We start from the raw sequence: 15,273 nt of genomic DNA on the forward strand, positions 1-15,273 counted from the left end.
CGGTAACCGGCCAACGCAGCGCAACCCCGAGCCTCCAGGCCGGAGCAGCGCAGACCGGACCGGAACCGGCGGGCCGGAACCAGGCCGAGACCGACCCGGGACACGCCCGACACCACCGGAACCAGAACCACAAGCGACAGAGCAACAAGGAACAACGAGCCAGCCTCAGCCCGCCAGCACCGCGCCCGCGCCCGCCCCCACGCCCACGCCCGCACTCCCCGCCCGCGTCGTCGCCCGCACCACCGGCACCTGCAGCGTCGACGCGATCCCCGTCCCCAGGTGCACCAGCGCCGACCCGGGCACGATCCGCGACGAGATCGACGACCGCGAGATCCGCACCCCGATCAGGTCCCCGGCCAGGGTGTCCTGCGGCGACAGCAGGGCCCCGCGACGGTTCTTCTTCGCGTCGACCTGCCACCCACCGAACCCGGCGGCGAGCCCAGTCGTGTTCCCCCCGAGCAGCAGCCCCTGCCGGTTGTCCACAGCGGCCCGGCCCCAGTCCCGCAGCCATCGCGCGGCCGAGCAGTCGATGAGCAGCTCCCCGTCGTCGACCACGAGCACGAGCGGCGTGCCGTCGGGCGTGAGCACGGGGGACAACTCGTCCACAGTGACGTCGTCGCCGGTGAAGACCGCACGGACTCCCGGCAGCCCGGCGAGATCCCGCACCGGACCCTGTCGGGGCGCGACGACCACGAGCGAGGTGCCGCCGACCAGCAGCGACCGCGCCATGGCGGCGAGCATGGTGGACCGGCCGGAACGCGACGGCCCGGCGACCACGAACGTGCCGCCGCCGGTGGCGAAGTCGACGGTCTGGAGCTCCATGTCGTCACCCCCGATCCCGGTTACGGCGACCAGCGGCACGAGCGAAGGCGCCGATTCGAGCGTCAGGGCGGCGTCGAGGTCCAGGTCCTTCGGCAGCGCGTCCACACGGAACGGCCGGGGCGCCGGCGGCACCGGAAACGCGGTGCGCACAGCCGCAGCGAGGTCGCGCACCGCTGCCGTCTGCCCCTGCCCGGACACGTCGGTGCCGAGCGTGGCGAACTGCACCTCGATGCCGGAGTCGGCACGGAACCCACGACCGGCCGGGATCGACGCCGGCAGCTTCCGGTGGTTGATCCCGCCGAGCGAGTAGTCGAGCCGGTCGGTCAGCCGCAGCACGATCTTGTCGTCGGTGAGCGTCGACATCCGCGACGACATGAGCGTCCGGTCGCCGGAGATGACGACGTGGATGCCGGCGGCGCCTCCGTCGCGGAGCATCGACTGGATCGCGTCGGTCAGGGCGCCACCGTCGACCTCACCGAGGGAGGTCGTGAAGTTCTCCCACCGGTCGATGAGCACGAGGACGTGCGGCAGCCGCTCACCGGGCGCGGCCAGCAGCCGCTGCTCGGTGATGTCCGCAGCAGAGGCGGCGGCGATCAGGTCGTGCCGCCGCGCCATCTCCCGGGTCAGCCGGTCGATCAGGCGGGTGGCCCGTTCGACCTGCGTCCGCTGCACGACGCCACCGCAGTGCGGCAGGTGCTGCAGTGACGCGAGCGCACCGTTGCCGCAGTCGATCGCGTACAGGTGTAGGTCCGACGAGGGGACGGACTGTGCGGCCGAGGCGGCGATGCTCCGGAGCGCGGTGGACCGGCCGGACCCGGGCGCGCCCACGACGTACTGGTGGGTGAAGCGGTCCAGGTCGATCTCCGCCGCGCGCTGCTCCTGCGTGTCCGGCAGGTCCTCGACGCCGAACGGGAACCGCAGAGTCTCCGTGGTGGCCGCCAGGGACTGACGGACGCCGACGGAGGCGGACGCCACCTCGGCGAGCGGCAGCAGCTCCGGCAGCGGGGCCAGCCACGGGCTGTGCAGGGGACCGATGCCCAGCCGGTCGCGGGCGTCGGCCATCGCCTGCACCAGGACCGACAGGTCGGTCGCCGCCGACGACTGGTCGCTCTTGGTGGGTCGTGCAGGTGGTGCGGTCGCGAAGTCGCGCCAGTCGAGCACGCGGACGAACGGGAGGCTCGTGGCCGGGTCCTCGTCGCCGGCCCACCGGCCGCCGACTCGCGCTGACTGGAAGGGCACCACGGAGGAGTGCCCGAGACGCGCGTACGCCCGCCCGGGGACGCTCTTCGGGATCCGGGCCGCGTCGGCGACGTCGATCACGTCGGAGCTCTCGCCGGAGTCCGTCATCCGGAGTGCCACGCGCAGGTTCGTGTTCGCGCGGATGTCCGGCCCGACCACGCCACCGGGGCGCTGCGTCGCGAGGATCAGGTGCACGCCGAGGGACCGGCCGCGCTGGGCGATGCCGATGAGCCCCGCGACGAAGTCGGGCAGCTCGGTGACCATGGCGGCGAACTCGTCGATCACGATGACGAGTCGCGGCATCGCCTCGCCGGCCCCACCGCGGGCCAGGTGCGTCTCGTGGTCCTCGATGTCCTTCGCGCCGGACGCGGCGAGGATGTGCTCGCGCCGGGTGAGCTCGGCGCGCAGGGAGCGGAGCGCGCGCTCGACGAGGTGCTGGTCCAGGTCCGTGACGAGCCCGACGGTGTGGGGCAGCTCCGACGCCACGCTGAACGCCGCACCGCCCTTGTAGTCGACGAGCACGAACGTCATCTGGTCCGGGCGGTTGGCCAGGGCGAGCGACGCGACGAGGGTCTGCAGGAACTCGGACTTGCCGGACCCGGTGGTGCCGGCGACCAGGCCGTGGGGGCCGTCCTTCACGAGGTCGAGGGCGAAGGCGCCGTCGATGCCCACGCCGACGACGGCCGAGGTGGTGGCTTCGCGCGAGGTCCAGCGGTCGGCGACGAGCGCGCCGGACGGCTGCGGCAGGTCGACCACGTCGAGCAGCCGTGCGGCGTCGGGCACCAGGCCGTCACCGTCGGAGCCGCTCGTGTCCCGCAGCGGGGAGACGGCGCGGGCGACGGCGTCGTACCAGTCGTCCTCGACCCGGTCGGCGAGCACGAGCTCCACCGGGGCGGCGAGCTGGCGGCGCAGCACGAGCTCGGTCGCGGTGCGGTGCGTCACGGTCGCGACGCACTCCTCGGGCAGCTGCCACTCCTCCTCGTCGATGCAGACGAGCCGGATGCCGCACGCGGGCCCGTCGCGGAGCAGTCCCACGACGCCGGGCATCGCGCGCAGTCGACGGGCGCCGTCGAGCACGACGACGATCTCGGGCGAGAACCGCGGCCGCATCGACCCGTTCTTCGTCCGCTCGGCCTTCCGCTCCGCGAACACCTGGCTGAGCTCGGCCAGGCGACGACCGATCGTGTCGCCGTCGGCGCCGATGAGCGCGAGGGCCTCTTGTCCGTTCGTCGGGCGGAGGTGCGGCAGCCACAGGGTCCACGCCCACGCCGGCACGTGCTGCTGCGCGGTGAGCACGACGAACTGCACCTCCCGCGGGCTCTGCGTGACGGCGAGCTGCCCGAGCACCCATCGCCCGAGGTCGCGGGGCAGGTCCTCCGCGCCGGCGATCCCGAGCACGCCGACCTCGGCGAGCGGGACGGTCACGGGGACACCGCGGGTGATGCGCTGCTCGTCGGCCAGGCCGTCCAGGTCGCGGTCGTCGTCCACGGTGACGGTCGACGGCAGGTCCCCGACGCCGATCCGCACGTGCAGGTGGTCGGTGTCCGAGGGCCGGCGCTCCCAGAGCCGACGGCCGGGGGTCCCGGCGACGACCCGGAGCGAGGCGGCGTCGAGCGCGGAGGACCGTCGCTCGTCCCGCTCGGCGAGCACTGCCCGGGCGATCGCGGCCTCGAGCGCGGCGACCCGCTCCCGGTGCTCCGCCGTCTGCTTCCGATGGCTCTTCTTGCCGGTGCGACGGGCCGTGACGGTCTGCCCGACGACCATGATCGGCGTCATCGCCGCGAACAGCAGGTAGAACGGCGAGTGGAACACGGTCGCCATCACGATGCCGAACATCGCCGGCACGAACACCATGATCCAGGGGATCGCCGAGCGCTGCGGCGGGACCGGCGGCTTCGGGATCCGGAACTGCGTCGTCAGGAACGGCGGCAGGAGCCGGGGCGGCCGGTTGAAGTCGAGCTGGCCGGAGTCCGGTGGCTGCAGCAGGAGCCGGTCCGCGACGGCGACGGGCCGCACGGTGAGCACGCTGGACCCGAGCCGGACCAGGGCACCCGGTTCCCAGACGACCCACTCGTCGCCGACGGGCTCGTCCTCGAGGGTCGCCGCGACCGCGTCCCCGGCGTCGGCCACGGGGTGCTCACGCGGGGACAGCCGGAGGGTGACGGTGCGGTCGAAGGCGATCCGAGCCTCCAGGCCGGGGTGGTCGGCAGCCTGCGCGCCGACGGCCGGGGCACCGTCCTCGACGAGCGCGATCCGGACGTGTCCGGGTGCCAGCCGGCGTTCGCGACCGGCACCGACGCCTCCGGCGACGAGCAGGTGGACGACACCGCGCTCGACCTCGGGGCGGTCGGTGCCGTGGACGTGCAGGACGGCGCCGTCGACCAGCCCGCTGCGCGCGAACGGGACGTCGCCGTCGGACGCGTCGGACGGCATGGGCGCGCTGCCGGTACGTCGCGCCAGGGCGTCGACGACCGATCGCATGGGGGTCTGACCTGGTGCGTCGACGAGGACGTCGGAGGTGGTGCCGACGACGTCGTCGACGACGGTGACGACGACGCGCATCAGGCGCGCAGCTCCTCGACGACGGTCGCGTCGTCCTCGACCGGCACCGCGGCGACGGTCGACAGCAGCTGGTCCACCCAGCGGACCACGCCGAACTCGTCGGAGACGAACGTGCCGTCACGACGGCAGTCGAGCGTCCAGCGCGCCAGGGGGTCGGGACTCATGGACAGGGCGGCCCAGCGGCCACCCGGCCGTTCCAGCAGGCGCGCGAGCTCACGTCCCTCACTGCCGCCGGGCACACCGTGGACGACCAGGAGGCCCGGGGTCGCGTCCGCCGCGACGGCCGCCACCGCCTCACCCACGGACACGGCGTCGGCCGCCCCGAACTCGCCGCCGCGGATCCCGACGGTCAGGACCGGGGTGCCCACCGACCAGGGGTCGGTGCGGACCTGGTCGACGATCCGGCGCGCGACCGCGGCGCGGGCCGTGCGGTCGCCGTCCAGGGCGACGAAACCGGAGGCGCGGCGCAGGTCGACCAGGACGGCGCCGTCCTGGTCGCTGCCGAGCCCGACGACGGTCGCGAACTGCGTCGACGGGGTCTGCCCGAGCGGCACGGCCTGCAGCGCCCACATCGGGGCGGACCACGAGCGGCCGTCCGGGGTGGTCTGCCACGGTTCCGGCGGTGCGACCGTCGGCGACGCGAGGTCCAGGCGCACGGTGGGGCCGACCACGGCCCGGACGAAGCCGGGGAAGCCGACGCGGGCGACGGTGCACGACGCCTCGACGCTGCGGAGCACGCGGTCGGTGGCCCAGGCGGCGCCCTCCTCGCGTCGGGGCAGGTCCGCCCAGGCGGCGGCGTCCGAGACGGGCCGGCGGCGGTGCGCGATGATCGTCGGCACGACGAAGGCCAGGGCGCCGAGGAACAGCACCACCGACATCGTCAGCATGAGGTGGGACTCGGGGTGGGAGAGCGACCAGTTCATGCGGCTCCTCCGAGCTCGGCCAGGCGGCGTTCCAGGGTGGTCGGCTCGGTGCCGGGGACGTCGGTCCAGCGGAAGGTCGTCATGATCGCGTCGAACAGGGTGACGAGGGCGTCGGTGAGGTGGTCGGTGTCTGCGGCCGCTGCTGCGGCTGCGTCGTGCGTGCTTGCTGGCTTCGCCGCGCTGATCGCGGAGAAGGACATCACGACCCAGCGGCCCGGGCGGTGGGGGACCGGGATCGTGTAGACCACCTGGCGGTCGTCGACGACGGGCAGGTCGTCGCCGAGGCCGGGGAGCTCGGCGCTCGGGTCCACGCGCCGGATGACGGTCTCGGTGCGGGCAGCGATGCAGCCGTCGACCTCGCGGATGCCGGGGTCGTCCTCGTCGTGGCGGGTCGGCAGCGCGTCCGCGAGGACCTGCGCGATGACCTGCTCGGGGGCCTGGTCGGACTCGTCCTCCACCTCGGTCTCGATGATGGAGACCGGCGGGGTGTAGCCGTCGACGGGCTGCACGGCGAGGTAGACGGCGTTCGCGCCGTTGTCGCCGGCCTCGACGACCGTCGCCGTCAGACGCTTCCGCATCTCCTGGCGCAGGGGTTCGGCGCGGTCGCGGGGCAGGTCGTCCGGGAGCGCGTGGGCGATGACGTCCCGGACGATCGCCGCGAGTTCCTGCCGGTCGTCCTCGCGCGCGGGGAGTCGGGCCCACCCGGGCGGGACCACCATGAAGAACGAGGCCGTCGGATCGGTGCGCGGCACGTCGGTGGTGTCGGTGTCGGTGGGGCTGGTGTCGGCGCTGTCGGTGTCGGTGCGGGTGGTGTCGCTCATGCGGAGACCTCGTTCTTGACGGCGGCGAGCAGGTCGATGAGCTCGTCACCGAACACGGGGACGACGTCGAGGTCTCGGGTGCGCCAGAGCACCCGTGTGTCGACAGGGGTGGTGGCGTCAGCGGTGGTGAAGGTCTCGCGGCGGACGGCACAGACGGTGGCCCAGATCGCACCGTCGTCGTCGAGGTCGTACCGGGTCACGACGGGCCCTTCGCCGCCGACGTGGTCGGGGAGTTCGTCGACCGCCGGACGCTCGACGGGCAGACCGCCCTCGGCACCGGCGAGCTCGAGCAGCCCGGGCCCGTCGGACTCGGCCATGCCGACGGACACGACGACCGGCAGCGGCCAGCGGTTCGGCACCCCGAGCCCCGCCACGAGCCGTTCGGCCCCGTCCAGCGCGGCGCGGAACTCGAGCAGCGTGTCGAGCGCCGCCTCCGGGTCCACCTCCGGCCCGCCGTCGAACACCCGCTGGTCGCCCTCGGCGTCGCGGTCGACCTGCGCGATCGCCGCGAACAGCTCGAGCGCCCCCGTGCGCCATGCCGGTGTGACGTCGGCCGTGCCGGGCACGACGAGCCACTGCGGGACCTCGACGTCGATGCGCGAGGTGAGGACGGGTGTTGCGCTCATGGGCTCCACTGCTTGTCGCGTCGGACCGGGGTCAGACGGTGATCGGGTGCTTGACGGCGGACCAGTCGTCGGTCCACGGCCGCTTGGTGTCCGCGCCGTCGCCCACGGGGTTCAGGACCAGGCCGGCGATCGAGTAGTTCCGACCCCAGACGCTCAGCCCACCGTTGACGTACGTGTGCCACTTCGGGGCGTTCCCGACGACGGCACCGAAGCCGTTGGCGCCGCCCCACTTGCCGAGGTCGTTGCGCAGGATCTGGAAGTCGACGCCACCGATGCGTTCGGCCCAGCCAGTGAAGCCCTTCTTGGTGAACAGGTCGGAACCGAACTGTTTCGAGATGGTGGCCCAGTCGTTCTTGATCGTCGTCCCGACCTTCGAGATGTTCCACCAGTTGGGGTTCTCCTTGAACTTCCCCAGCAGGTCCTCCATCTTCGCGATGCCGTTCTTCGTGACGGCACCGTCGAGCTGGTCGGCGTACTTCAGGTCGCCGTACGCGTCGTCGAGGCTCTTCGTCTTCGACAGCCACCCGCCGATCGCGTCGTTCCGCAGCTTCGCGATCTTGCCGAGGTCGACCTTCGTGGCGTTCTGCACCGCGGTCTTGCCGGCGGTGATGCCCTTGCTGAGCGCGACCGACGTGGCCTTCGTGATCCCGACGCCGACGCCGAGCGTGACGACGCCGACCACGGCCATGACGAGGTCGAACACGTTGCCCTCACCGAGCGCCGTCAGCCCGATCTGCGCCACCAGGCTGACCCCGGCCGCGACGGCACCCATGATGGCGAGCACCCCGACGCCCGGGATCAGGATCGCGAGCGCCGCCAGGGCGATGCCGATGTACGTGAAGATCTTGACGATCATCTTGAGCAGCTTCGAGAAGAACGCCTTGATCTTGTCGCCGGTGGTGTCGTGCAGGCCGTCGTGCCAACCGTCGCGGATGGTCGACGCTGCCGCCTTGCCCGCCGTGTTCAGCGTGTCCACTGCCCGACGCAGCCGCGCCTTGGCGGCGTTCGCGCTGTCGTCGGCGGCGGTCACGGCACGGTGCTTGGCGTCGATCGCGCCCTGCTCGTCGGCGGTCAGCGGCGGGGCGTCCTGCGCCCGGTTCTGTGACGGGTCTGCCATGCCGCTCGCCTGGGACCCGGCCGCCGAGGCGTCCTCGGCGTCGCGGAGCGCACCGGCAGACTCGGTCAGGGCGTCCTCGAGGTGCGGGACGTACCCGGTCAGGGCGTCCTTGATCGCGACGTAGCGACCGGCCATCTTCTCGAGGGAAGCCCCGACCTCCTTGCTCTTCTTCCGGACGGCGTCGGCGGTCTCGCCCTTGAACTGCGACTCGTCGCCGTCGCCGATGCTCTTGAGGGTGCTCGCCTCGCTCGTGATGGCGTCGGCGATCATCGTGTAGTAGCTGACCAGGCTCTGCACCACGGGGACGTCGGCCACGACCGGGTCCGACGCCTCGCCGAGCAGTGCCCAGTCGCCGCCGCGTGCCGGCATCAGTGGCCCTGCCCGTCGGTCGCCTGCGACTCGGTGGAGAGCTTGTCGTGGAGGTCCTGGTCGACGGCCGTCCAGTTGTCGGCGGCCTTCTGCACCTTGTCGTGCAGGTCCTTCACCGCGCCCTTCATCTTGTTGCGGTGGATCTTCCAGTCGCCGGAGAAGTCGTGCATCGCCTTCTGCACGTCGTGCTGCCCGTACACCTGGTCGAGCTCCCGGTCGTCCGACCGCTGGTGCTCGAGCTCGTCCGAGATGTGCTGCAGCTTCGTCGCCGAGTCCTCGAGGACGGCCTTCGTGATGATGAGGTCTGCCATGGGTGCTCCTGGTCGGTGAACGGGATCGGAACCGGCTCGGTCCCGGTGCCCGTCGTCGCGACGGGGACCGGGACCGGAGCGGTGTCGCTACTTGATCGCGTTCGCGAGCTCCTGGTCGGTCTGCTGGAGGGCCTCGGCGGCCTTGTTCAGGTACGTCGACATGCCCTCGAGCCCCTCGATCGTCTTCGTCGCACCGTCGTTGAACTCCTGGTACGAGCTGCCGAAGGCCACGGAGGACTGGTCGGTCACGTAGCCACCCGTGATGAGCGAGTCGACGAGCGACTTCAGCTCACGCAGCTTCGAGGTGATGTCCTGCTCACCGTTCACGAGTCGGGTCGCGGCGTCCTGCATCTCGCCGTAGGTCACGTTCAAGTTGGGCATTGCCAGCTCCTGTCGTTCGTCCGTGGCCCCGGTCGAGGCACAGTCAGGAGGTTATTCCGGAGCGGTACGACTTTGCGGGGTACATTCCACCGGCAGGACGCCGATCACATCTGCACACTGATGTGCACATTCCAGTACACCGCCGCGGGCATCGGGTCGAATCGAACTGATGTTTCGATGTCAGTACCGGAGAGTATTCATTGCTACCCGCGTGTCGCGAGCGCGTCTTCCGGACCAGGTGTCCCCCGTTGTGTGGACCACGGGGTCCCCTGGAGTGGCGCCGCGGCGGTCAGAACCCGTGCACGAGCGAGTCGGACGCCTGCTTGTAGCCCGGCACGCGCTCTTGGTCGGAGCCCCAGCCGGTCGGCTTGATGCCCTGCCCGTACCCGAACGTGTTGATCCAGCTCGCGACCACACGGCCGCCGGCGACGTACTTGTGCCATGCCGGCAGTGCCGCGATGTCGACGCCGTGGTCCCGCTTCATCGCGACCTTCATCGCGTCCATCTCGATCTGCCGGTCCACGCTGAACAGCCGGTCCGACCGCCAGTCGCGCTTGACGAAGACGTCCTTGATCTTGCTCTTGTCCTCGGTCCACAGCGTCTTGTTCGGGTGCCACCAGTTCGGCTTCTCCTTGAAGCCACCGAGGGTGTTCTTCCCGATGGTGTCCATCCGCAGGTCGGTCAGGCGGTTGATGTGCCGGTCGATCGTGCCCACCGTGCGCGCCGCGGTGCTGTCGTTCAGCGCGTTCTTCACGGCGATCGACCGGACGTCCTGCAGCTTCTTGACCTTGTCGAGGTTCGTCTTCGCGAACCCCTGCATCCCCTTGCCGAGCCCCGCGGTCTTCGCCACCGAGGCGGCCTTCGTCATGATGCCGCCCACGCCGACGAGCACGAGTCCCACCGCCGAGGTGATCACATCGAGCCAGGACCCCTCGCCCATGCCGGCCAGCGTGATGTTCGCCACCAGGACCACGGACGCGGCGACCGCGGCCATGAACGTGAGCATGCCGACGCCCGGGATCAGGATCGCCAGTGCCGCCAGGGCGATGCCGATGTAGGTGAAGATCTTGACGATGATCTTGAGCAGCTTCGAGAAGAACGCCTTGATCTTGTCACCGAGGGAGTCGTGCAGGCCGTCGTCCCAGGCCGCGCGGATGGTCGACGCCGCGGCCTTGCCGGCGCCGTTGATGCCGTCCACCGCGCGTCGGAGTCGGGCGACCGCGGCGTCGGCGCCGTCGGTCGCGGCGCTCTCGGCGCGGTGCTTGGCGTCGATCGCACCCTGCTCGTCGCTGGTCAGCGGCGGGGCGTCCTGGGCCCGGTTCTGCGACGGGTCCGCCATCGACGCGGCTCGTGCGCCGGAGGCCGACGCGTCCTCCGCGTCACGGAGCGCCGCGGCCGACTCGGACAGGGCGCGCTCGAGCTCGGGCAGGTAGCCGGTCAGGGCATCCCGGATCGCGTCGTAGCGCCCGGACATCTTCTGCAGCGACTCCGCGACGTCCTTGCTCTTCTTCCGCACGGCGTCGGCGGACTCGCCCTTGAACTCAGCCGTGTCGCCGTCCCCGATGCGGCGCAGGACGTCGGACTCCGCGCTGATCTCCTGCGCGATCGTCGTGTAGTAGTGGACCAGGTCCTGCACGGTGGCGACGTCGGCCACGACCGGGTCGGACGACTCGTGCAACAGTTCCCAGTTGCCGGCGCGGGCGGGCATCAGGCGGCCTGCCCCTCGGTCGGCTGCGACTCGGTGGTCAGCTTGTCGTGCAGGTCCTGCTCGAGGGCGGACCAGTGCTCGACCGACTTCTGCATCTTGTCGTGCAGGTCCTTGACCGCGCCCTTCATCTTGTTGCGGTGGATCTTCCAGTCGCCGGAGAAGTCGTGCATCGCCTTCTGCACGTCGTGCTGGCCGTAGACCTCGGTCAGCGCACGGTCGTCCGACTTCTGGTGCTCGAGCTCGTCGGAGATGTGCTGCAGCTTGCTGGCGGAGTCCTCGAGGACGGCGCGCGTGATGATGAGGTCTGCCATGGGTGCTCCCGGTCGATGCGGTGGAGGACGACGGGTGCCCGGGGTCGCACGGACGCGAGACCCCGGGCGATCCGACTACTTGATCGCGTTCGCGAGCTCCTGGTCGGTCTGCTGCAGCGCCTCAGCGGCCTTGTTCAGGTAGGTCGACATGCCCTCGAGACCCTCGATGGTCTTCGTGGCACCGTCGTTGAACTCCTGGTACGAGCTGCCGAACGCGACCGAGGACTGGTCGGTGACGTAGCCGCCGGTGATGAGCGAGTCGACGAGCGACTTCAGCTCACGGAGCTTCGAGGTGATGTCCTGCTCACCGTTGACGAGTCGGGTGGCGGCGTCCTGCATCTCGCCGTACGTGACGTTCAAGTTGGGCATGTGCGTGCTCCTGGTCTCGGATCTCGTTCACCTCCGGTACTGGAGGCGTGACGACCGTACCGAGCGGTCCACCCCGGAACGAGGGGGTTCGACGCCTGTTCACCGACCGTTCCACGAGCGAGTCCAACCGGCCACCCGCCGGACGGGACCACCCAGGAACGACAGAAGGCGGGCCTCCCGACTGGGAGACCCGCCTTCCGACGGAACCGACGCTGCCTTACTTGGCGGCGACCACGTTCAGCGAGATCGTCGCGACGATGTCCTCGCGCAGACGCACGGTGGCCTCGTGGTCACCGACGGTCTTGATGGTCGCGGGGACCTCGACCTTGCGCTTGTCGAGCGAGCCGACGCCCTGGGCCTCGACGGCCGAGGCGACGTCCGCGGGACGCACGGAGCCGAAGAGACGGCCGTCCTGGCCGGCCTTGACGGTCAGCTGGATGGTGGCGTTCTCGAGCTTCATCTTGAGGTCCTGTGCCTCTTCGATGGTGGCGAGCTCGCGTGCAACGCGGCCGGCGCGGATGGCCTCGACCTGCTTCTCGCCGCCCTTGGACCACGCGACAGCGAAGCCCTGGGGGATGAGGTAGTTGCGGGCGTAGCCGTTCTTGACGTCGACGACGTCACCGGCGGAACCGAGGCCAGAGACCTCGTGGGTGAGGATGAGCTTCGACATGTGTCGACCCCCGATCAGCGGCCGGAGCCGGCGTAGGGGAGGAGCGCCATCTCACGGGCGTTCTTCACGGCACGGGCGATGAGACGCTGCTCCTGGACGGAGACACCGGTGATACGACGGGCGCGGATCTTCCCACGCTCCGAGATGAACTTGCGAAGGGTCGCAACGTCCTTGTAGTCGATGACACCGACCTTGATGGACTTCGCGGGGGCGGCGTTCTTGCCGCCCTTCCCGCGAGGCTTGCGGCGGTCGCCGCTGCTCTTTCCAGCCATTGTGTTTTTTCCTTAGGAGAAGAAGTAGTTGTTCGTCCGCTGAGGGATCAGAACGGGGTCTCGTCGTCGTAGGTGCCACCGGGGGTCGACCACACGTCGTTCCCCTGTGCCCCACCACCCTGCTGGCCACCCTGCGGCGACCACGGCTCGTCGGAGCGTCCACCGCCGGCACCAGCGTTGCCGCTGCCACCGCCGTTGCCGCCACCGGCGTTGCCACCGAAGTTGCCGCCGCCACCGGAACCGCCGCCGACCTGTCCACGACCGCCGCCACTGCCACCCGCTGCACGGGTGATCTGGGCGGTCGCGTACCGGAGCGACGGGCCGATCTCGTCGACCTCGAGCTCGATGCTCGTACGCTGCTGGCCCTCACGGTCCTGGTACGAGCGCTGACGGAGACGGCCCTGCACGATGACGCGCGAGCCCTTCGTCAGCGACCCCGCGACGTGCTCGGCGAATTCGCGCCACACACTCGCGCGGAGGAACAGCGCGTCGCCGTCCTTCCACTCGTTCGCCTGACGGTCGAACGTGCGAGGGGTGGAGGCGATGGTGAAGTTCGCCACAGCGAGCCCGTTCTGCGTGTAGCGCAGCTCGGGGTCAGCAGTGAGGTTCCCCACCACCGTGATGACGGTTTCGCCGGCCATCGGTTACTCGGCGCTCGCGGTCGCGGGAGCCGGCGCAGCGGCTGCCGAAGCGGCCTTGCGGGCGGCACGGGCCTCGTCGCGCTGCTTCTGGGCGGCAACCTGTGCCATGCCCTCTTCAGCGCGGAGGACCTTGGTGCGGAGCACGGCCTCGGAGAGACCGAGCTGGCGGTCCAGCTCCTTGGCGGAGTCGGCGGACGACGTGAAGTTCACGACGGCGTAGATGCCCTCGGTCTTCTTCGCGATCTCGTACGCAAGCCGGCGACGGCCCCATACGTCCACGTTGTCGACGGTGCCACCGTCGTTGCGGATGACCGCGAGGAACTTGTCCAGGCTGGGAGCGACGGTGCGCTCATCGATCTCGGGGTCGAGGATCGCCATCAGTTCGTACTGGTGCATGCGGAACCCACCTCCTTTGGTCTCGAACGGCTCCGGGCGGTTCCCGGAACAGGAGGGTTGATGCGTGCGTGCCGATGCGCAGGTGCGCGGGCACAACCCCGCAAGCCTACCTGACGGCCTGGAGGCCCGCTACCGCCGTGTGGACAGCCCGCGCTGGGCGGGTGGCCGGGTCCAGAGCAGTTCTCACGCCGAGCGGGTCGCCCACCAGGCGCGCAGGCGCTCCTCGGCGAGCTCGGCCCCGAGGGGGCCCTCGTCCATCCGGGCCTCGAGCAGGAACCGGTAGGCGTCACCCACGGCACGGCCCGGCGGGATGTCGAGGATCCGCATGATGTCGTCGCCGGTCAGGTCGGGCCGGATCGAGTCCAGCTCCTCCTGATCGGCGAGCACGGCGATCCGGGCCTCGAGGTCGTCGTACGCGAACGCCAGCCGGTCGGCCTTGCGGCGGTTCCGTGTGGTGACGTCCGAGCGGGTGAGTTCGTGCAGCCGCTCGAGCTGCGGGCCGGCGTCACGGACGTACCGACGGACGGCCGAGTCGGTCCAGGCGCCGTCGGTGTACCCGAAGAAACGGAGGTGCAGCTCGATGAGCCGGCTGACCGCGGCGATGGTGTCGTTGTCGAACCGCAGGGCCCGCAGCCGCTTCTTCGCGAGCTTCGACCCGACCAGGTCGTGGTGGTGGAAGCTCACGGCGCCGGCGGGCTCGAGCTTCCGGGTCGCCGGCTTGCCGATGTCGTGCAGGAGCGCCGCGAGCCGCAGCACGGTGTCGGGAGCGTCCCCGGCGTGCCGTTCGTGCTCGTACCCGATCGCCTGGGTCAGCACCGTGAGGGAGTGCTCGTACACGTCCTTGTGGTGGTGGTGCTCGTCGATCTCGAGTCGCATCGCCGGCAGCTCGGGCAGGAACAGCTCGGCGAGCCCGGTGTCGACGAGCAGTCGGATGCCCGGCACGGGGTCGTCGGTGTCGAGGAGCTTGACGAGTTCGTCACGGACGCGTTCCGCGGAGACGATCTCGATCGACGGGGCCAGGGTCGTCATGGCCTGCTCGACCTCGTCGGACACCGTGAAGCCGAGCTGCGAGGTGAACCGTGCGGCGCGCATCATCCGCAGCGGGTCGTCGCGGAAGGAGACGGTGGCGGACTGCGGCGTGCGCAGCCGTGCGGCGAGCAGGTCCTCGACCCCGCCGTGCACGTCGACGAGCTCCCGCGCGGGGAGTCGGAGCGCCATCGCGTTCACCGTGAAGTCGCGGCGCAGCAGGTCGTCCTCGATGGTGTCGCCGAACGCCACCTCGGGCTTCCGGGTCTCGCCGTCGTAGACGTCGCTGCGGTAGGTGGTGATCTCGACCTGCTCGCCCTGCACCCGGGCGGCGATCGTGCCGAACTGGCGGCCGACGTCCCAGGTGGCGCTCGCGATGGGTTCCACGATCCGGAGGACGTCGTCGGGCCTGGCGTCCGTCGTGAAGTCGAGGTCGGTCACCGGTCGTCCGAGGAAGGCGTCCCGCACCGGACCCCCGACGAGCGCGAGTTCGTGGCCGGCTGCCGCGAACGCGCGCGCGAGCGCCGCGACGGGCGCGGTGGCGGCGAGTGCGTCGAGTCGTTCGACGGCCTGGGCTACGGACTGCATGACGTCCTCGATCATCCCAGATGGACGCCGCGGGTTGTCCACACCCCTGGCGCGCACGCGAGGCTCTCATGGTCGTGCCTCATACACTCGTCGAGGTCCGAACCGATCACGGGCCCCACCG

The 15,273-nt window shown here is 70.8% G+C and carries 15 protein-coding genes; all 15 read right to left on the reverse strand.

Going from position 1 to position 15,273, the window contains the following annotated elements; translation table 11 throughout:
- Nucleotides 1–165: 165 nt before the first annotated feature.
- Complete coding sequence (locus BIU98_RS15310) at nucleotides 166–4,623, reverse strand: FtsK/SpoIIIE domain-containing protein (RefSeq protein WP_071278472.1); 4,458 nt, start codon at nucleotides 4,621–4,623, stop codon at nucleotides 166–168.
- A complete protein-coding gene (locus BIU98_RS15315; RefSeq protein WP_071278474.1) occupies nucleotides 4,623–5,546 on the reverse strand; it encodes a hypothetical protein in 924 nt (307 codons plus the stop codon). The genes BIU98_RS15310 and BIU98_RS15315 overlap by 1 nt, the downstream gene beginning before the upstream one ends.
- The gene (locus tag BIU98_RS15320; RefSeq protein WP_071278476.1) at nucleotides 5,543–6,367 is read right to left on the reverse strand and encodes a hypothetical protein; all 825 of its coding nucleotides are present in this window, start codon (nucleotides 6,365–6,367) and stop codon (nucleotides 5,543–5,545) included. The genes BIU98_RS15315 and BIU98_RS15320 overlap by 4 nt, the downstream gene beginning before the upstream one ends.
- The gene (locus tag BIU98_RS15325) at nucleotides 6,364–6,993 is read right to left on the reverse strand and encodes a hypothetical protein (RefSeq protein WP_071278478.1); all 630 of its coding nucleotides are present in this window, start codon (nucleotides 6,991–6,993) and stop codon (nucleotides 6,364–6,366) included. The genes BIU98_RS15320 and BIU98_RS15325 overlap by 4 nt, the downstream gene beginning before the upstream one ends.
- 31 nt (nucleotides 6,994–7,024) lie before the next feature.
- Entirely contained in the window at nucleotides 7,025–8,479 is a 1,455-nt protein-coding gene (locus BIU98_RS15330) for a hypothetical protein (RefSeq protein ID WP_071278480.1), read from the reverse strand.
- The gene (locus tag BIU98_RS15335) at nucleotides 8,479–8,790 is read right to left on the reverse strand and encodes a type VII secretion target (RefSeq protein ID WP_071278483.1); all 312 of its coding nucleotides are present in this window, start codon (nucleotides 8,788–8,790) and stop codon (nucleotides 8,479–8,481) included. The genes BIU98_RS15330 and BIU98_RS15335 overlap by 1 nt, the downstream gene beginning before the upstream one ends.
- 87 nt (nucleotides 8,791–8,877) lie before the next feature.
- On the reverse strand, nucleotides 8,878–9,171 hold the full coding sequence (locus BIU98_RS15340; protein ID WP_071278485.1) for a WXG100 family type VII secretion target: 294 nt from the start codon (nucleotides 9,169–9,171) through the stop codon (nucleotides 8,878–8,880).
- A gap of 289 nt (nucleotides 9,172–9,460) precedes the next feature.
- Entirely contained in the window at nucleotides 9,461–10,879 is a 1,419-nt protein-coding gene (locus BIU98_RS15345; protein WP_071278487.1) for a hypothetical protein, read from the reverse strand.
- Nucleotides 10,879–11,190 (reverse strand): hypothetical protein, encoded by a 312-nt coding sequence (locus BIU98_RS15350; protein WP_071278489.1) that lies wholly within the window; start codon nucleotides 11,188–11,190, stop codon nucleotides 10,879–10,881. Before BIU98_RS15350 ends, BIU98_RS15345 begins: the two co-directional genes overlap by 1 nt.
- A gap of 75 nt (nucleotides 11,191–11,265) precedes the next feature.
- On the reverse strand, nucleotides 11,266–11,559 hold the full coding sequence (locus tag BIU98_RS15355; RefSeq protein ID WP_071278485.1) for a WXG100 family type VII secretion target: 294 nt from the start codon (nucleotides 11,557–11,559) through the stop codon (nucleotides 11,266–11,268).
- A 217-nt stretch (nucleotides 11,560–11,776) separates the two neighbouring features.
- Nucleotides 11,777–12,229, reverse strand: a complete 453-nt coding sequence (rplI, locus tag BIU98_RS15360) for a 50S ribosomal protein L9 (protein ID WP_071278494.1) — start codon at nucleotides 12,227–12,229, stop codon at nucleotides 11,777–11,779.
- A gap of 14 nt (nucleotides 12,230–12,243) precedes the next feature.
- Nucleotides 12,244–12,501 (reverse strand): 30S ribosomal protein S18, encoded by a 258-nt coding sequence (rpsR, locus tag BIU98_RS15365; RefSeq protein WP_071278496.1) that lies wholly within the window; start codon nucleotides 12,499–12,501, stop codon nucleotides 12,244–12,246.
- Between the two features lie 47 nt (nucleotides 12,502–12,548).
- Nucleotides 12,549–13,142 (reverse strand): single-stranded DNA-binding protein, encoded by a 594-nt coding sequence (locus BIU98_RS15370; RefSeq protein WP_071278498.1) that lies wholly within the window; start codon nucleotides 13,140–13,142, stop codon nucleotides 12,549–12,551.
- A gap of 3 nt (nucleotides 13,143–13,145) precedes the next feature.
- A complete protein-coding gene (gene rpsF / locus BIU98_RS15375; protein WP_071278500.1) occupies nucleotides 13,146–13,538 on the reverse strand; it encodes a 30S ribosomal protein S6 in 393 nt (130 codons plus the stop codon).
- Nucleotides 13,539–13,721: 183 nt separating this feature from the next.
- A complete protein-coding gene (locus tag BIU98_RS15380) occupies nucleotides 13,722–15,152 on the reverse strand; it encodes a CCA tRNA nucleotidyltransferase (protein WP_071279174.1) in 1,431 nt (476 codons plus the stop codon).
- Nucleotides 15,153–15,273 lie beyond the last annotated feature (121 nt).

Source organism: Curtobacterium sp. MMLR14_010, assembly GCF_001865015.1.
In the GTDB taxonomy this organism is placed as follows: domain Bacteria; phylum Actinomycetota; class Actinomycetes; order Actinomycetales; family Microbacteriaceae; genus Curtobacterium.